A 17,166-nucleotide genomic window follows, 5' to 3' on the forward strand; every position below is an offset into this window, starting at 1 on the left:
ATCCAGTGTCCCCTACGGTGCGGGAGTGGACTCCGTCCGGCAGCGCCGCCGGCTGCTGGTCGCGCTGTTCGCCACCGCGGTCAGCACCCAGTCGCCGTCCCCGCTCCTGCTCCGCTACGCCGACGAGCTCGACCTGGGCGCGCTGACCCTCACCCTGTTCTTCGCCGCGTACGCCCTCGGGCTGGTGCCCTCGCTGCTGCTGGCCGGCCCGCTGTCGGACCGCGACGGCCGCCGCCGGGTGGTCGTCGGCGGGCTGCTCGCCGCACTGGCCTGCACCCTGGTGCTCATCGCCGCCGACGTGGGCGGGGTGTGGTTCCTCGCCGTCGGCCGGGTCGCGCAGGGGCTGGTCAGCGGCGCGGTGTTCACCGTGGGCACCGTGTGGCTGCGCGAGCTCTCCGGCGGCACCGACGCCGGGGCGCCCGGCCGGGTGCGCCGGGCCGCCGCCGTCGCCAGCGCCGCGATGGCCACCGGGTTCGCCGTCGGACCGCTGGTCGCCGGCGTCCTCGTGCAGTGGGGTCCCGCGCCGCAGCTGGTCTCGCTGACGCCGTCGGCGCTGCTCCTGCTGGTCGGGGTGCTCGGCCTGCGCGGGGTGCCCGAGACGGTGACCGAGCGCCGTCCGGGGCGCCTGGCCCTCGGCGTCCCCCCGGTCGCCCGGCGCGCGTTCTGGGCCTACCTGCTGCCGGTCGGGCTGACCGTCTACACCTACGCGGTCCTCTCGCTGACCGTCTTCCCGCTGCTGGTCGCCGACGCCGGCTTCGGCGCGGTGTTCGCGCTGGTCGGGGTCTCGGCGCTGCTGGTGCAGGGCAGCGCCGCGCTGGTCACGCCGCTGGCCACCCGGCTCGGCCCGGTGGTGTCGGGGCCGCTGGCCGCCGTCCTGTCCGCGGTCGGGTGCGGGCTGGGGTACCTGGCCGTGCAGCCCGGGGGTTGGCCGTGGGTGCTGCCGGCCTGCCTGCTGATCGGGCTGGGGGAGGGGCTGGGCATGACGTCGGGCGTCGCCGTCTGCGACCGGGTCGCCCCGCCCGACCGCCGCGGGGCGCTGCTGAGCGCCTTCTACCTGCCGGTCTACGCCGGGTTCCTCGTGCCCACCGTGCTGGCGCTGGTCAGCGGCGACGCGCTGCGCGGCGGCGTCCCGATCCTGGTGCTCGGCGCGCTCGGGCTGCTGCTCGCGGTCGTCCTCCTCGGGCCCGGCCGGTCGGCGCTGCGGGCGGCGGGGGCCACCACGGCGCCGCCGCTGGTGCCGGTCGTGGAGACCGGGCCTCAGGGCTGAAGGCGCCAGCGCACCCGGTCGTCGGCGTACCAGGTCCAGCGCTGCACCTCGCGGTCGACGGGCACCCCGTCGCGGAGCACCCGGGCCGGGTCGCACGCCACCTGCAGCGCCCGCCCCGTCGTCCGGCCCGGCCGGCGCAGCGGCACGGTGACGACGGCGACGGAGATCTGGTCCTCGACGTCCCACCTCGGGCGGACCTCGATGCGGGTGATGTCGCCGTCGGCCACCTTGGCGGCGTCGTGGTGGGCCTGCGCGCCGAACCGGCGGGCCAGCGCCCGGCCCGGCGTGGCGGGCTCGACCCGGCCGTGGTGCAGCAGCACCCCGCCGTGGTCGTCGCGCACCAGCGGCAGCTCCCGCACCGACCCGGTGCCCAGGCCGAGGTCGCGGGCCAGGCCGCGGCAGTCGGCGTCGCCGTCCACCGGCTCCCAGCCGACGGTCACCGCCGGCAGGCGGTCGCTCGTCCACAGCCGGGCCAGGACGGCGGCCAGCGCCTGGACCGGACCCTGCACCACCACGGCGTCGTCCACGGCGTCGATGACCGACGCGACGTGCCGGCGGGAGGGACCCTGACCGGGGGCCAGCCCCCGCAGGTCGAACCGGGTGGTGCTCACAGCGATACCCTGCCACCTGCCAGCCGGGGACCCTCCGGATGCTGACGCGAAGGAGAACGGCCCGATGCCGGCAGTCGTGCTGATCGGTGCCCAGTGGGGCGACGAGGGCAAGGGGAAGGCCACCGACATCCTCGGCGGCCGGGTGCCCTACGTCGTCCGCTACCAGGGCGGCAACAACGCCGGGCACACCGTGATCACCCCGGACGGCGAGCGGTACGCGCTGCACCTGATCCCGTCGGGGATCCTGACGCCGGGCTGCACGCCGGTCATCGGCAACGGCGTGGTGGTCGACCCGCAGGTGCTCATCGGCGAGCTCGCGGGCCTCGAGGAGCGCGGCGTGGACACCTCGCGCCTGGTCATCTCCAGCGACGCGCACCTGATCATGCCGCACCACCGGGCGCTGGACCGGGTCACCGAGCGGTTCCTCGGCAAGAGCAAGATCGGGACGACGGGGCGCGGCATCGGCCCGGCCTACGGCGACAAGGTCGCCCGGGTCGGCATCCGCGCGCAGGACCTGCTCGACCTCGGCATCCTCCGGCAGAAGCTCGAGGCGGTGCTGCGGGAGAAGAACCAGATCCTGGTCAAGGTCTACAACCGCAAGGCCATCGACGTCGACGAGGTCGTCGAGGAGTACGCCGAGTACGCCGAGGTGCTCAAGCACCGCATCGCGGACACCCGGCTGCTGCTGGGCAACGCCCTCGACCGCGACGAGTGGGTGCTGCTGGAGGGCTCGCAGGGCACCCTGCTCGACGTCGACCACGGCACGTACCCGTTCGTCACGTCGTCCAACCCGACGGCGGGCGGTGCCTCGGCCGGCTCGGGCATCGGGCCCACCCGCATCGAGCGCGTGGTCGGGATCCTCAAGGCCTACACCACCCGCGTGGGCTCGGGTCCCTTCCCGACCGAGCTGTTCGACGCCAACGGCGAGTACCTGCGCAAGCAGGGCGGCGAGGTGGGCGTGACCACCGGCCGCGACCGGCGCTGCGGCTGGTTCGACGCGGTCATCGCCCGCTACGCCTCGCGGGTCAACGGCATCACCGACTACTTCCTCACCAAGCTCGACGTCCTCTCCGGCCTGGAGACGGTGCCGATCTGCGTGGCCTACGAGGTCGACGGCGTCCGCCACGACGAGATGCCGATGACCCAGACCGACGTGCACCACGCCACCCCGGTGTACGAGGAGATGCCGGGCTGGTTCGAGGACATCACGCACTGCCGCACCTTCGACGAGCTGCCCGCCAACGCGCAGGCCTACGTCAAACGCCTCGAGGAGCTCTCGGGCGCGCGGATCAGCGTGATCGGCGTCGGCCCCGGCCGCGACGAGAACGTCCTCATCCACGACCTCCTCGACTGATCCCGGCGCTGCAGCGGCGTCGCTCGAGAACGGGGTCCGCGGGGTTCTGACGGCTGTCTGGACCCCGCGAACCCCGTTCTCGCTACCTGCTTGTGGACAACGGGTGGTCGATCCCGGTGATGACGGCAGGCTGCTGCCCGTGCGCACGCCCTCCCGACCTGCCGCCCTCGTCGGCCAGGTGTTCCTGGGCGCCGGCGCGGTGCAGGCCGGGCTCCTGACGCGCGAGCAGCTGCGCTCCTCCGCGTGGCGGCGGGTCCTGCGCGGCGTCTACGTCGACGCCGCGCTGGCGGACCACCCCGAGCACCGGCTGCGCGCGGTCGAGCTGCTTGCCCCGCCGACCGCGGTCCTCGCCGGGCGCACCGCCGCCTGGCTGCACGGCGTGGACACGGCCTGGGAGGAGGCTCACCCGGTCGAGGTGGTGGTGCCACCCGGTGCGCGGTGGGGGCCGGTGGCCGGCGTCCGCATCCGACATGCGCGCCTGGCCGCCGGCGACGTCGTCCGCATCGGCCGCCGGCGGGTGACGTCGGCGGTCCGCACCGCCGCGGACATCGCCCGCTCGGGCCCGCCGGCGGAGACCGTGCCGGTGCTCGACCCGCTGCTGAGCCGCACCGGGGCGCTGGTCTCCGACGTCTGGCGGGCGGTCGGCTCCGGCCGCGGGTGCGCCGACGCGCGCGAGGCCCTGACCCGTGTCGACCAGCTCGCGGAGTCCCCGCAGGAGTCCCGGGTGCGCCTGCTGCTCTGGGCAGCGGGTCTGCGACCGGTCAGCCAGCACGTCGTCGTCGACGCGCAGGGGAGGTTCGTCGCGCGGGTCGACCTGGCGTTCCCCGAGCAGCGGGTGGCCGTCGAGTACGACGGGTGGTGGCACGCCGAGCGCGGCCAGTTCGCACGCGACCGGCGTCGGCTCAATGCCTTGCAGGCGGCTGGTTGGCGCGTGCTGCACGTGACGGCCGCCGACCTGCACGACCCCACGGCGCTCATCGCGCGGCTGCGCGCACTGCTCGCGTCCTGACCCCCGAGATCGGGGTCGGCGGGCTCATGGGTGGTCGCAGAACCACGCGGACCCCGATCTCGAGCGCACGCGGGGACGCGGCCCCGAGGTCAGGTGCGGGGGCGGACGGGGGCCAGGGCGGGGGCGGCCAGGGCGGCGCGCTCGCGGACGGCGATCTCCGGGTTGTCGGTGATCAGGCCGTCGACGCCCAGCGCCAGCAGCAGGCGGGCCTCGGTGCCGGCGTCGCCCAGCCCGGCGGGGTCGGTGCCGCGGCGCAGGTGCAGCGGCAGGAAGGCGTTCTCGGCGCGCACGGTGAACGGCGCGACGGTCAGCCCGGCCCGGTGCGCCTGGGCGACCAGGTCGGAGACGGCGACCAGGTTGCCCCGCCCGTCGCGCTGCAGGATGCGGTGCTTCGACGGGCCGATCCCGCCGGCGTAGGTGCTGATCCCGCGCAGCCCGGCGGGGGTCACCAGGGGGTCGTGGGCGGGCTCGTCGCCGATCAGCTGCACGAGGGAGGCGGTCGCCCCCAGCCGGGCGCGCAGCTCCTGCACCCCGGCCACGTCGAAGCTCTGCCACACCACGTCGGGCGCGGCGCCGACCTCGGCGCACACCAGCTCGACCAGCGGCAGCCCGATCGAGGCCGACCACGACGGGTTCTTCAGCTCCGCCTGCACCCCGATGCCCCGGGCGCGGGCGATCCCGACCACCTCGCCGAGGGTCAGCACCGTGCCCTCGTGCAGGGTGCCGCCCGGGCGCAGGTGCGGCCAGCGCTCGAGGGCGCGCAGCGTGCGCAGCTCGGCGAGGGTGAAGTCCTCCACGAACCACCCGGTGGTCTCGACGCCGGCGACCTCCTGGGTCCGGCGGCGGCCGGCGAACCGGGGGTGCGCGGCGACGTCGGTGGACAGCGACAGCTCGTTCTCGTGCCGGACGACCAGCGCGCCGTCGCGGCTGACCACGACGTCGGGCTCGATCCGGTCGGCGCCCAGGTCGGCGGCCAGCTCGTAGCCGGCGCGGGTGTGCTCGGGCCGGTGCGCGGCGGCACCGCGGTGCCCGATCACCACCGGCCGGCGGGCGCGCAGGCGGGCGGAGGTGGCGGTCGCGAGACCGGTCTCGTGCATGGTGGCCACAACACCCGCTCCAGGTGTCCCCATGGCGAACTGCACCTGACAATCTCCTGTCATGTCAGCTACATCGACCTGAGCAGGGGGTTCACAACCCTGTTGTGCGCAGCGTCACGCCCGAAAAGGGGTCGACGGCCCGCGGAGCATGGCGGTGTGAGCGTCCTCCACCCGCAGGTCCCCGCCTGGGGCACCGCCGCGCCCGCGCCGCCGTCGGGCGCCCGGCTGGGCCGCGTCGTCCGGGTGGACCGCGGCCTGCTCACCGTCGCCACCGCCGAGGGGCTGGTGCGGCTGCCGCCCGGGCCCCGGCTGCGGGCGGACGACGCCCCCGCGGTGGGTGACTGGGTGGCGGTCGCCGACGAGCGCGTGGCCGAGGTGCTGCCCCGGCGCACGGCGCTGACCCGCACGGTCGCCGGCCGGACGTCGGCGGCGCAGGTGCTCGCCGCCAACCTCGACCTCGTGCTGGTGGTGGACACGCTGGCCGAGCACGCCCGGGTCCGCCGCGTCGAGCGGTTCCTGGCGATGGCGTGGGGCAGCGGCGCCGTCCCCCTGGTCGTGCTCACCAAGGCCGACGCCTGCGCCGACGTCGACGCCGCGGTCGCGCAGGTCGCCGAGGACGCCGTGGGCGTCGAGGTGCTGGCGGTCAGCGCGCACACCGGGGCCGGGCTCGAGGCCCTGCGCGCCCGGCTGGCCCCCGGGGCGACGTGCGCGGTGGTCGGCCCCTCCGGCGTCGGGAAGTCCACCCTGCTCAACGCCCTGGCCGGGCGTGCCGCGGCGGCCACCACCGAGGTCCGGGGCGACGGCCGCGGTCGGCACACCACCACCGCCGCCCAGCTGCACGTGCTGCCCGGCGGCGCGCTGCTGGTCGACACCCCCGGCCTGCGCGAGCTGGAACTGGCCGACGACGAGGGCCTGGACGCCGCGTTCGCCGACGTCGCCGAGCTGCTCACCGGGTGCCGGTTCCGCGACTGCGGCCACTCCGGCGAACCCGGCTGCGCGCTCACCGCCGCCCTCGACGACGGCCGGCTGGACCCCGCCCGCTACCGGGCCTGGCGCAAGCTGCGCACCGAGGCGGAGCGGACCGGGCTGCGCCGGGCCGAGCGGCGCCGGTGGGAGAAGGCGCGCGGGCGGGCGCAGCGGCCCCGGTAGCGTCCGGGCCCATGCGCGTGCTCGTCATCGGATCCGGAGCCCGGGAGCACGCCCTGTGCGTGGCCCTGCAGGCCGACCCCGCCGTCACCGCACTGGCCTGCGCGCCGGGCAACGCCGGCACCGCCGCGGTCGCCGAGCCGCACCCGGTCGACGCGGCCGACCCCGTCGCCGTCGCGGCGCTGGCCACCGCCTGGTCGGCCGACCTCGTGGTCGTCGGGCCCGAGGTGCCGCTGGTCGCCGGGGTGGCCGACGCGGTCCGCGAGGCGGGCGTGGCCTGCTTCGGCCCCGGCGCCCAGGCCGCGCAGATCGAGGGCAGCAAGGCCTTCGCCAAGCACGTGATGACCGCCGCCGGCGTCCCCACCGCGCAGGCCTGGCCGGTCGGCACCGAGGCCGAGCTGCACACCGCGCTGGACGAGGTCGCCGCGTTGAACGCCCCCGGCAGCCCGTACGTGGTCAAGGACGACGGCCTGGCCGCCGGCAAGGGCGTCGTCGTCACCCCCGACCGGGACGCCGCGCTGGCCCACGGGCTCGCCGTGCTCGAGGGCGGGCACCCGGTGCTGGTCGAGGAGTACCTGGACGGCCCCGAGGTGTCGCTGTTCGCCGTCACCGACGGGACGACGGTGCTGCCGCTGCTGCCCGCCCAGGACCACAAGCGCCGCGACGACGGCGACGGCGGCCCCAACACCGGCGGCATGGGCGCCTACGCCCCGCTGCCCTGGGCGCCCGACGGCCTGGTCGACGAGGTGCTCGCCCGCGTGCTGCAGCCGACGGTGGACGAGATGGCCCGCCGCGGCGAGCCGTTCAGCGGCCTGCTCTACGCCGGGCTCGCGCTCACCTCGCGCGGCGTGCGGGTGGTGGAGTTCAACGCCCGCTTCGGCGACCCCGAGACCGAGGTCGTGCTGCCGCTGCTGCGCACCCCGCTGGCCGGGCTGCTGCACGCCGCGGCCACCGGCACGCTGGCCGACCACCCGCCGCTGGAGTGGGCCGACGGCGCGGCGGTCGTCGTCGTCGTGGCCGCGCCCGGCTACCCCGCGTCCCCGCGCACCGGGTCGCCGATCACCGGCGCCGACGGCGAGGGCGTGCTGCACGCCGGCACCCGGCTGGCCGCCGACGGCACCGTGCACAGCGCCGGCGGGCGGGTGCTGGCGGTCACCGCCGTCGGCACCGACCTCGCCGACGCCCGCCGGGTGGCCTACGAGCGGGTCGCCGGCGTCCGGCTGGACGGCGCCCACTGGCGCACCGACATCGGCCTGGCCGCCCTCGAGGGCCGCATCGGCGTCTGACGGCCGGGGTCAGGAGGCCCGGACGGCGGCGCGGGCGCGCCGGGTGTCCGGCGTGGGCGGCCGCGGACCCTGGTGCCGGCGGGAGAGGTAGGTGCCGGCCACGTTCGCGCAGGCGATCACCGGGACGGCGATGAGCGCCCCGAAGATGCCGGCGATGAGCAGGCCGGCGGCGATCGCCAGCACCACCGCGAGCGGGTGCACCGAGACGGCGCGGCCGAGCAGCAGCGGCTGCAGCACGTGGCCCTCCAGCTGCATGATCAGCACGATGATGCCCAGCGCGACCAGCGCCTTGACCGGGCCGACCGCGACCAGCGTGACCAGCACGGCCACCGAGCCGGCCAGGAACGACCCGATGATCGGGATGAACGCGCCCAGGAACACCAGCGCGGCCAGCGGCACCACCAGCGGGGTGCCGAGGAAGGTCAGCCCGATGCCGATGAACACCGCGTCGAAGGCGGCGACCACGGCGGTGGCGCGGACGTAGGAGATGAGCGTCCGCCAGGACCGGCGGGCGGCCTCGTCGATGTAGGCCTGCGAGTTGGGCGGGGTGAGCCCGACCAGCCACAGCCAGATCTCGCGGCCGTCCATGAGGAAGAAGAAGAGCGTGAACAGCGCCAGCACGATGCCGGTGAGCACCTCGCCGAGCGTCGCGGCCGTGGTCAGCGCGCCGGCGGTGAGGGTGTCGCGGTTGTCCATCAACGCCTGCTGCACGCTGGTGCTCGCGTTGGCCAGCAGGTCGTTGAGGTCGCCCTGGGTGACCGGGAACGTGCTGACCACGAAGTCCTGGATCTGGGTCAGGCCCTGCCCGACCTGGCTGGCCAGCTCGTCGTAGCCGGCCGCGAACTGCTCGACGACCAGGGTGACGATGCCCGCGACGACGCCCAGCCCGACCAGCAGCATGAGCAGCGCCGCCAGCGACTTCGGCCAGCCGTGCCGGACCAGGAAGGCCGCGCCGGGCTGCAGCAGCGCGGCGAGCAGCAGCGCGACGATGACCGGGACCGCCACGACCGCGACGTAGGCCAGGCCCATCAGCACCAGGTAGAGCGCGACGCCGATGGCGACGGCCCGCCACGACCACGCCGCGGCGATCCGCAGGCCGTTGGGCACCTCGTCGGCGGCGTTGCGGGGGTGCTCGCTGGACAGCAGGCTGCCGGTCGAGCGGTCGCGGTGCTGCGGGACGGGCGGGGGGCCGCCGGGCCGGGGCGGGCCGCTGACGCCGTCGGCGACGTCGCTGTCGGGGGCCGCCGGGTCGGGGGACCCCGCGGGGTGGGCGTCGGCGGGGCGCGGTCCGTCCTCGGTGCGGTCCACCGACGGCGGCTGCGGCTGCGCGGGGTCCTCGACGTGCTCGACGACGGCGCGGGAGCCGTCCTCGAGCACCAGGACGGTGCCCTCGGGCCAGGCGTGCGGGTCGTGCTCGCTGGCGGCGCGGATGCGCTCGCGGGCGCGGCGCACCAGGGACGTCGCCCGTGATGCGGTGCGGTCGAGCACGTGGACCTCCAGGGCCGGGGGGTGCGTGGGCGAGCAGGGTGGACCCGCCACGCCGCGCGCCCTGATCATGGATGCCCGGCGTCGTTGGCCACTACACCCATGATCGGGGACGAGATGCGGTTCACCCGTTCGGAGCTCCTGGCCTTCGCCGGCGCCGAGGTACCCGACCTGCTGCCCGCGGGCCGGGTGCGGCTGCTGTTCGTCGGGATCAACCCCGGGCTGTGGACCGCCGCGGTGCGGACCCACTTCGCCCGGCCGGGGAACCGCTTCTACCCGGCGCTGCTGCGGGCCGGCGTCCTCACCGAGCCGGTGGACGCCGGCGCCGGGATGACCGACGCCGACCGGGCACGGTTCACCGCCGCGGGCATCGGGATCACCAACCTGGTCCGCCGGGCGACCGCCCGCGCCGACGAGCTGACGCCGGCCGAGCTGCGGGACGGCGGCGCCCGGCTGGTGCGGCTGGTCACCGAGCGGCGTCCCGACGTCGTCGCGGTGGCCGGGGTGACGGCCTACCGGCAGGCCTTCGGCGTGCCGCGGGCCCGGACCGGCCGGCAGGACGACGTCCCGCCGGGCTGGCCGGACGGCGTGCAGCTGTGGGTGGTGCCCAACCCCAGCGGCCTGAACGCCCACGACACGCTCGAGACGCTGGCCGCGGCGTACGGCGAGGTGGCCCGGGCGGCCGGCGTCGGGTCCGGTGCGGGAGGATCACCGGCGTGATCGAGCGGTACACCCTCCCCGAGATGGGCCGGGTCTGGAGCGATGCCCACAAGTACGAGCTGTGGTGCAGGGTCGAGACCCTGGTGCTGGAAGCGCACGCGGCGGCCGGGCGGGTGCCCGCCGACGTCGTCGAGCCGGTGCGCCAGGCGCCCCCGCCGACCCCGGAGCGGGTGGCCGAGATCGAGGCCACCACCCAGCACGACGTGATCGCGTTCCTCACCGCGTGGGCCGACAACACCGAGCCCCGGTCCGCGGCGGCCTACGTGCACCACGGCATGACGTCCTCGGACCTGCTGGACACCGCGCTGGCCGTGCAGCTCACCGACGCCACCGACGTCCTGCTGGCCAAGGCCGACCGGCTGGTCGCGGCGCTGCGCGACCACGGGCTGGCCCACCGGCACACCCTCAAGGTCGGCCGCACGCACGGCGTGCACGCCGAGCCCGACGTGTGGGGCCACCGGGTCGCCGACCTGGCCTTCGCCGCGGCCCGCTGCCGCGACCGGCTGCGCACCGCCCGCACCGCGGTCGGCGTCGTCGCCATCTCCGGCGCCGTGGGCACCTACTCCCTCATCGACCCCTCGGTGGAGCGGATCGTCGCCGAGGCGCTGGACCTGCGCGCCGCCGACGCCTCCACCCAGGTGGTGCTGCGCGACGGCATCAGCGAGTGGGTGTCGGCGCTCGCGGTGTTCGCCACGGTCTGCGAGGCGGTGGCGCTGGAGGTGCGGCACGGCCAGCGGACCGAGGTGCGCGAGCTGTCCGAGGCGTTCGGGTCGGGCCAGAAGGGCTCGAGCGCGATGCCGCACAAGAAGAACCCGATCCGCTCCGAGCGCATCGCGGGCCTGGCCCGGGTCGTGCGCGCCGCGGTCGTGCCGGTGATGGAGGGCATCCCGCTGTGGCACGAGCGCGACATCTCGCACTCCTCCACCGAGCGGGTGTTCCTGCCCGACGCGGCCATCACCCTGGACTACCTGCTCGACCTCACCGCCGGCCTGGTCGAGAACCTGGTCGTCGACGTCGAGCGGATGCGGGCGAACCTGGACTCCACCGGCGGGCTGATCTACACCTCCGCCGTCCTGCTGGAGCTGGTCGAGGCCGGCATGGGCCGCGAGCAGTCCTACGCGCTGGTGCAGGGCGCGGCGATGCAGACCTGGCAGACCGGCACCCCCTTCCGCGAGACGCTGCGGGCACGCGCCGCCACCGACGGCGTGGCGCTGGACGAGGCCCGGCTGGACGACATCTGCCGGCCCGAGCGGTACGTGGCCAACCTCGACCCGCTGTTCGAGCGGCTCGCGGCGCTGTCGTGACCCTCGACCTGCCGCTGCTCGCCCGGGGCAAGGTGCGCGAGGTCTACGACGCCGGCGACGACCGGCTGCTGCTGGTGGCCTCCGACCGCATCTCGGCCTACGACCACGTGCTGCCCACCCCGATCCCGGACAAGGGCGCGGTGCTCACCCGGCTGTCGGTGTGGTGGTTCGAGCAGCTCGCCGAGGTGCTCGCCGCGCACGGCGCGCAGCACCACCTGCTCAGCGCCGACGACGTCCCGGCGGAGGTCGCCGGCCGGGCCATGCTGGTCCGGCGGCTGGCGATGGAGCCGGTGGAGTGCGTGGCCCGCGGCTACCTGTCGGGCTCCGGGACGGTCGAGTACCGCCGCACCGGCGCGATCGTCGACGTCGAGCTGCCGGCCGGGCTGGTCGAGGGCTCCCGGCTGCCGCAGCCGGTGTTCACCCCCTCCACCAAGGCCGAGGTCGGCGAGCACGACGAGGCGATCTCCTTCGCCCGCACCGTCGAGCTGGTCGGGCAGGAGCGGGCCGAGCAGCTGCGCGAGCTGACCCTGGCGCTGTACCGCCGCGGGCACGAGGTCGCCCAGCGGGCCGGGATCGTGCTGGCCGACACCAAGTTCGAGTTCGGCACCGACGGCGACGTCCTGGTGCTGGCCGACGAGGTGCTCACCCCCGACTCGTCGCGGTTCTGGCCGGCCACCACCTGGTCGCCGGGCGCGGTGCAGCCCTCCTACGACAAGCAGTACGTGCGGGACTGGCTGACCACCTCGGGCTGGGACCGGCAGTCCCCGCCGCCCGAGCTCCCCGAGGACGTCGTCGCCGCCACCCGCGAGCGCTACGTCGCGGCCTACGAGGCGCTGACCGGCTCGTCCTTCGCCTGACCCGGCACCGCGGCGAGGTCGGCGGCCTGCACGAAGTCGCGCAGCTTGATCCGCTGCTCGTCCAGGTCGCCGGTGACGAACACCCGCACGTCGCGGGTGCCGTCGGGCAGCACGGAGGCGCGCACGACCGAGACGGGGACCGCGACCCGCTCGCCGTCCAGCAGCAGCGCCAGCTCACCGGCCGTGCCGGGCTCGGGCAGGTCGCCCACCGCCGCGCTGGTGACCGGCGGGAACGCCAGCCGCACCCCGGCGACGCTGAGGTCGACGGTCTGGCCCGACCAGCGGGACTCCTCGAGCACCAGGACGGCGGGCAGCGCGAGGGAGTGCCGCGGCACCGCCCGGCGGGTGCCCTCGACCGAGGGGGCCAGCGGCTCCAGCCGCCAGCTCGGGTGGCCGGAGACGGTCGAGACGACGTCGGTGACCCGGTAGGGCCGGGTGCGGACCTTGTCCCGCCACCCCCACGACACCTGCAGCTCGGTGCCCAGCGCCAGCCGCGGACGGCGTCCGGAGCGGGTCATCGGGACCTCGGCGACCAGCTCCACCTCGCTGGAGGCGCCGGCGGTGCTGACCAGGGGGACGCCGTCGAGCACCACGTGCAGCGACGACCCCCGCTCGGGCCGGTCGCGGCCGAAGACGCTGTTGGTGCCGACGACCACGTCATCGCCTCCCGCTGGTGAGCTGGCGACCGATCTCCTGGGAGGTGGTCGCGCGCAGCTGGAGCCGGACGTCCTCCGGCAGCGACTCGAACCGGGCCCGCAGCAACCGGCAGCCGTCGGACCGGCGGCGGACGTCGAGCACCCGGCTGCGCAGCTCGGTGCGGACGCCGCCGAGGACCAGGGCGAGGGTGACCAGCTCGCCGACCTCGGCGAAGGGCTGGGTGGCGTCGCCGAACCCGGTGGTGGGCGGGGCGGCGAACAGGGCCCGCAGGCCGCCCTCGCTGATGTCGGTGGTCGCGCCCAGCACCATGCCCAGGGGGGTGAGCAGGCCGACCGGGACCTCCATCTCCACCCGCGGGGTGGCGCGCCGGTCGCCCTCGGAGGCGGGGGCCGTGGGGTGCAGCGCCCAGACCGGCTCGGGCCCGCCGCGGACGTCGGCCACGGCGTAGGGCCGGCAGCGGACCGAGCCGTCGGGCTGGGTCCACCAGACCACGACGCCGGCGCCGAGGCCCAGCCGCACCCGCCGGCCGTCGGCGTCGACGCCCACGGCGAGCACCAGCTCGCCGTCGGTGCTCTCCTCGACCCGGGTCACGGCCTGCGCCTGCCCCTGGACGGCGACGACCTCGACCTGGTCGCCGGCGACGGGGCGGTCGCCGACGGGCAGCGCGTCGGGCACGGGCAGCCTCCTCGGGGACGGCGGACAGGTCGTGCACGCGGTATCGGCCGCTCCGGCGCCAACTCGCCTCGAAACCGCGACGACCTCGACCGGTACCCTCGCCCCGTGCCGCGCGTGGTCGTCGACGTCGTCCTCAAGCCCGAGATCTCCGACCCCCAGGGGCAGGCCGTGCTCGGCGCCCTCGGGCGGCTGGGCCACCAGGGGGTGACCGGCGTCCGGCAGGGCAAGCACTTCGTCCTCGACGTCGAGGGCACCCCCGACGAGGCCGAGCTGCGGGAGATCGCGGAGACCCTGCTGGCCAACCCGGTCATCGAGGACGTCGAGCTGCACCTCGACGGGGCGTGACCGGCGTGCGCATCGGGGTCGTGACGTTCCCGGGGTCGCTGGACGACGTCGACGCCGCCCGCGCCGTGCGGCTGGCCGGCGGTGAGGTGGTCCCGCTGTGGCACGCCGACGCCGAGCTGCCCGCGGTCGACGCCGTCGTCCTGCCCGGCGGGTTCTCCTACGGCGACTACCTGCGTGCCGGCGCCATCGCCGCCCGTCAGCCGCTGATGCGCGCCGTCGTCGACCGGGCGCGCGCCGGCATGCCGGTGCTGGGCATCTGCAACGGCTTCCAGGTGCTCTGCGAGGCCGGCCTGCTGCCCGGGGCGCTGACCCGCAACAGCCACCTGCACTTCCGCAACCGCGACCAGGCGCTGCTCGTCGAGCGCGCCGACACCGCGTGGACCTCGTCCTACGACCAGGGCCAGACGATCGTCGTCCCGGTGAAGAACGGCGAGGGCCGCTACGTCGGCTCCGACGCCGACCTCGACCGGCTCGAGGGCGAGGGCCGCGTCGTGGTGCGCTACGCCGGCGGCAACCCCAACGGCAGCAGCCGCGACATCGCCGGCGTGACCAGCGCCGACGGCCGGGTCGTCGGGCTCATGCCGCACCCCGAGCACGCGGTCGAGGAGCTCACCGGCCCCTCCGTCGACGGCCTCGGCTTCTTCACCTCGGTCCTCCAGGGAGCGCTCTCCGCATGACCGTCGACACCGTCACCCGGGCCGGGGAGACCCCGGACGAGGAGCAGCCCTACCGCGAGCTGGGCCTGCGCGACGAGGAGTACCTGCGGATCCGGGACATCCTCGGCCGCCGGCCCACCACCGCCGAGCTGGCCATGTACTCGGTGATGTGGAGCGAGCACTGCTCCTACAAGTCCTCCAAGGTGCACCTGCGCACCTTCGGCGACCTGCCCCGCAGCGAGGCGCTGCTGGTCGGCATGGGCGAGAACGCCGGCGTCGTCGACGTCGGCGACGGCTACGCGGTGACCTTCAAGGTCGAGTCGCACAACCACCCCAGCTACGTGGAGCCCTACCAGGGCGCGGCCACCGGCGTGGGCGGCATCGTCCGCGACATCCTCACCATGGGCGCGCGGCCGGTGGCGGTCATGGACTCGCTGCGCTTCGGCCGGGCCGACGCCCCCGACACCGCCCGGGTGCTGCCCGGCGTGGTGGCCGGCGTCGGCGGCTACGGCAACTGCCTGGGCCTGCCCAACATCGGCGGCGAGGTCCTGTTCGACGACTGCTACGCCGGCAACCCCCTGGTCAACGCGCTGTGCGTCGGTGTCATGAAGCACTCCGACGTCCGGCTGGCCAAGGCCGAGGGCGCGGGCAACAAGGTCGTGCTGTTCGGCGCGCGCACCGGCGGGGACGGCATCGGCGGGGTCTCGGTGCTGGCCAGCGAGACCTTCGACGAGCACGGCCCGGCCAAGCGCCCGTCGGTGCAGGTCGGCGACCCGTTCACCGAGAAGCTGCTCATCGAGGCCTGCCTGGAGATCTTCGCCGCCGACCTGGTCACCGGCATCCAGGACCTCGGCGGCGCCGGGCTGTCCTGCGCGACCAGCGAGCTGGCCGCGGCGGGCTCGGGCGGCATGCGGATCGACCTGGAGACCGTGCCGCTGCGCGACTCCACGCTGACCGCGGCCGAGATCCTGATGAGCGAGTCGCAGGAGCGCATGTGCGCGATCGTCGAGCCGGCCAAGGTCGAGGAGTTCCTCGCGGTCTGCGCGAAGTGGGACGTGCTGGCCACCGTCATCGGTGAGGTCACCGACGGCGACCGGCTGCTCATCGACTGGCACGGCGAGCGGATCGTCGACGTCCCCCCGCGCACGGTGGCCCACGACGGCCCGGTCTACGAGCGGCCCTACCACCGCCCCGCGGACCTCGACGACCTGCAGGCCGACCTGCCGCCCACCGCCTCGGCCGACCTGCGTGCCGACTGGCTGGCCGTCGTCGGCAGCCCCGACGGCTGCGACAAGTCCTGGGTCACCGAGCAGTACGACCGCTACGTGCAGGGCAACACGGTGCTCGCCCAGCCCGACGACGCCGGCCTGGTGCGCATCGACGAGACCACGCACCGCGGCATCGCCCTCGCGCTGGACGGCAACGCCCGCTTCGCCCGGCTGGACCCCTACACCGGCGCGCAGCTGAACCTGGCCGAGGCCTACCGCAACGTCGCCGTCTCCGGCGCCGTGCCGCTGGCGGTCACCAACTGCCTGAACTTCGGCTCCCCGGAGGAGCCCGAGGTGATGTGGCAGTTCGCCGAGGCCGTCCGCGGGCTGGCCGACGGCTGCCGCGCGCTGGGCCTGCCGGTCACCGGCGGCAACGTCAGCCTCTACAACCAGACCGGCGACGTGCCGATCAACCCGACCCCGGTCATCGGCGTCCTCGGGGTGCACGACGACGTCCGCACCCGGGTCCGCGGCGGCTGGCGCGCGGCCGGCGAGACCGTGCTGCTGCTGGGGGAGACCCGGCCGGAGTTCGGCGGCTCGGCGTGGGCCGGCGTGGTGCACGGCCACCTCGGGGGGCTGCCGCCGCGGCTGGACCTGGACGCCGAGCGCGCGCTGGCCGGGCTGCTGGCGCAGCTCGCCGCCGACGGTGCGGTGACCTCGGCGCACGACCTGGCCGACGGCGGGCTGGCGCAGGCGCTGACCGAGTCGGCGCTGCGGTACGGCACCGGCGCCACCCTGCGCGTGGACGGCGACCCCACCGCGGCGCTGTTCGCCGAGTCCGTCGCCCGCGCCGTCGTCACCACCACCGACGCCGCCGCGGTGCGCGCCGCGGCGGAGGCGGCCGGCGTCCCGGTGACCGAGCTCGGCACCACCGGCGGGGACGCCCTGGTCGTGGAGGGCCTGGTCGTGGAGGGCCTGGTCGAGCTGCCGCTCGCCGAGCTGCGCCGCACCTGGACCCGCACGCTGCCCGACCTGTTCGGCCACCCCGAGGACGTCGTCGGCGCCGTCCCCACCGGGGCGGTCCCGACCAGCTGATGGCCGGCACGGCGCCGATCCCCGCCGAGGAGCTGCGCGCGGCCGTCGCCGCGTGCCTGCCCTGGCTGCGCGGCGAGGCCGAGAAGCCGGCCCGGGCGGTGCTGGGTGCCGCCGTGAAGACCTCGGCGCGGTGGCTGGCCCAGCAGGTGCCCGGGCGCTCGGTCGAGGTGCGGGTGCCCCCGCACGTCGCCGTGCAGTGCATCGAGGGGCCGCGGCACACCCGCGGCACCCCGCCCAACGTGGTGGAGACCGACGCCGCCACCTGGCTGCGGCTGGTCACCGGCATGCAGTCGTGGCAGGACGCCGTGGCCGGCGGCACGGTCGCGGCCAGCGGCAACCGCGCCGACCTCTCCGCCGTCCTCCCGCTGCGCCCCCTCACCTGAGACGACGACGC

At 75.9% G+C, this 17,166-nt stretch carries 17 protein-coding genes; 12 read left to right on the forward strand and 5 right to left on the reverse strand.

Annotated elements, in window-relative coordinates:
- Window positions 1-25: 25 nt before the first annotated feature.
- A complete protein-coding gene (locus BM158_RS03775; protein WP_165628827.1) occupies window positions 26-1,267 on the forward strand; it encodes an MFS transporter in 1,242 nt (413 codons plus the stop codon).
- On the opposite strand, the gene BM158_RS03780 is transcribed toward BM158_RS03775, so the two are convergent.
- A complete protein-coding gene (locus tag BM158_RS03780) occupies window positions 1,258-1,878 on the reverse strand; it encodes a hypothetical protein (RefSeq protein ID WP_091554817.1) in 621 nt (206 codons plus the stop codon). The two genes, BM158_RS03775 and BM158_RS03780, sit on opposite strands and share 10 nt — an antisense overlap.
- Before the next feature lie 64 nt (window positions 1,879-1,942).
- On the opposite strand from BM158_RS03780, the gene BM158_RS03785 reads away from it, so the two are divergent.
- Both BM158_RS03785 and BM158_RS03790 read left to right on the forward strand, forming a co-directional pair.
- Entirely contained in the window at window positions 1,943-3,232 is a 1,290-nt protein-coding gene (locus BM158_RS03785) for an adenylosuccinate synthase (RefSeq protein ID WP_091554819.1), read from the forward strand.
- Between the two features lie 139 nt (window positions 3,233-3,371).
- Window positions 3,372-4,241 (forward strand): DUF559 domain-containing protein, encoded by an 870-nt coding sequence (locus tag BM158_RS03790; RefSeq protein WP_091556277.1) that lies wholly within the window; start codon window positions 3,372-3,374, stop codon window positions 4,239-4,241.
- Between the two features lie 89 nt (window positions 4,242-4,330).
- On the opposite strand, the gene BM158_RS03795 is transcribed toward BM158_RS03790, so the two are convergent.
- Window positions 4,331-5,338, reverse strand: coding sequence for a glycerophosphodiester phosphodiesterase family protein (locus BM158_RS03795; protein WP_091556279.1), 1,008 nt, complete (start codon window positions 5,336-5,338; stop codon window positions 4,331-4,333).
- Between the two features lie 156 nt (window positions 5,339-5,494).
- On the opposite strand from BM158_RS03795, the gene rsgA reads away from it, so the two are divergent.
- Window positions 5,495-6,487, forward strand: a complete 993-nt coding sequence (gene rsgA, locus BM158_RS03800) for a ribosome small subunit-dependent GTPase A (RefSeq protein ID WP_091554820.1) — start codon at window positions 5,495-5,497, stop codon at window positions 6,485-6,487.
- Between the two features lie 11 nt (window positions 6,488-6,498).
- A complete protein-coding gene (gene purD / locus BM158_RS03805; RefSeq protein ID WP_091554822.1) occupies window positions 6,499-7,770 on the forward strand; it encodes a phosphoribosylamine--glycine ligase in 1,272 nt (423 codons plus the stop codon).
- A gap of 9 nt (window positions 7,771-7,779) precedes the next feature.
- Here purD and BM158_RS03810 read toward each other — a convergent pair whose 3' ends face one another.
- Window positions 7,780-9,258, reverse strand: coding sequence for an AI-2E family transporter (locus BM158_RS03810; protein ID WP_229827461.1), 1,479 nt, complete (start codon window positions 9,256-9,258; stop codon window positions 7,780-7,782).
- Between the two features lie 99 nt (window positions 9,259-9,357).
- Here BM158_RS03810 and BM158_RS03815 point away from each other — a divergent pair, with 99 nt between their 5' ends.
- Genes BM158_RS03815 through BM158_RS03825 form a run of 3 tightly spaced genes read left to right on the forward strand, consistent with a single transcriptional unit; the run spans window position 9,358 to window position 12,136 of the window.
- Window positions 9,358-9,975, forward strand: coding sequence for a mismatch-specific DNA-glycosylase (locus BM158_RS03815; protein ID WP_229827460.1), 618 nt, complete (start codon window positions 9,358-9,360; stop codon window positions 9,973-9,975).
- Window positions 9,972-11,279, forward strand: a complete 1,308-nt coding sequence (purB, locus tag BM158_RS03820; RefSeq protein ID WP_091554826.1) for an adenylosuccinate lyase — start codon at window positions 9,972-9,974, stop codon at window positions 11,277-11,279. The genes BM158_RS03815 and purB overlap by 4 nt, the downstream gene beginning before the upstream one ends.
- Window positions 11,276-12,136 carry a phosphoribosylaminoimidazolesuccinocarboxamide synthase gene (locus tag BM158_RS03825; protein ID WP_091554828.1) on the forward strand — a complete coding sequence of 287 codons (861 nt, stop codon included), beginning with the start codon at window positions 11,276-11,278 and terminating at the stop codon, window positions 12,134-12,136. The genes purB and BM158_RS03825 overlap by 4 nt, the downstream gene beginning before the upstream one ends.
- Here the strand turns inward: BM158_RS03825 and BM158_RS03830 are convergent.
- Together BM158_RS03830 and BM158_RS03835 are read right to left on the reverse strand one after the other, a co-directional pair.
- Entirely contained in the window at window positions 12,103-12,792 is a 690-nt protein-coding gene (locus BM158_RS03830; RefSeq protein ID WP_091554830.1) for a PilZ domain-containing protein, read from the reverse strand. The two genes, BM158_RS03825 and BM158_RS03830, sit on opposite strands and share 34 nt — an antisense overlap.
- Window position 12,793: 1 nt before the next feature.
- On the reverse strand, window positions 12,794-13,468 hold the full coding sequence (locus BM158_RS03835; RefSeq protein WP_091554832.1) for a PilZ domain-containing protein: 675 nt from the start codon (window positions 13,466-13,468) through the stop codon (window positions 12,794-12,796).
- Between the two features lie 105 nt (window positions 13,469-13,573).
- On the opposite strand from BM158_RS03835, the gene purS reads away from it, so the two are divergent.
- From purS to BM158_RS03855, 4 genes are read left to right on the forward strand one after another with little or no spacing between them, the layout of a single operon-like run.
- Entirely contained in the window at window positions 13,574-13,813 is a 240-nt protein-coding gene (gene purS, locus BM158_RS03840) for a phosphoribosylformylglycinamidine synthase subunit PurS (protein ID WP_091554834.1), read from the forward strand.
- A complete protein-coding gene (gene purQ, locus BM158_RS03845) occupies window positions 13,810-14,490 on the forward strand; it encodes a phosphoribosylformylglycinamidine synthase subunit PurQ (protein WP_242657451.1) in 681 nt (226 codons plus the stop codon). The genes purS and purQ overlap by 4 nt, the downstream gene beginning before the upstream one ends.
- Window positions 14,487-16,772, forward strand: a complete 2,286-nt coding sequence (gene purL, locus BM158_RS03850; protein ID WP_091554836.1) for a phosphoribosylformylglycinamidine synthase subunit PurL — start codon at window positions 14,487-14,489, stop codon at window positions 16,770-16,772. Before purQ ends, purL begins: the two co-directional genes overlap by 4 nt.
- Window positions 16,772-17,155, forward strand: coding sequence for a sterol carrier family protein (locus BM158_RS03855; RefSeq protein ID WP_091554838.1), 384 nt, complete (start codon window positions 16,772-16,774; stop codon window positions 17,153-17,155). Before purL ends, BM158_RS03855 begins: the two co-directional genes overlap by 1 nt.
- The last annotated feature ends 11 nt before the right edge of the window (window positions 17,156-17,166 follow it).

The organism is Klenkia taihuensis (assembly GCF_900112525.1).
GTDB classification, from domain to species: Bacteria; Actinomycetota; Actinomycetes; order Mycobacteriales; family Geodermatophilaceae; genus Klenkia; species Klenkia taihuensis.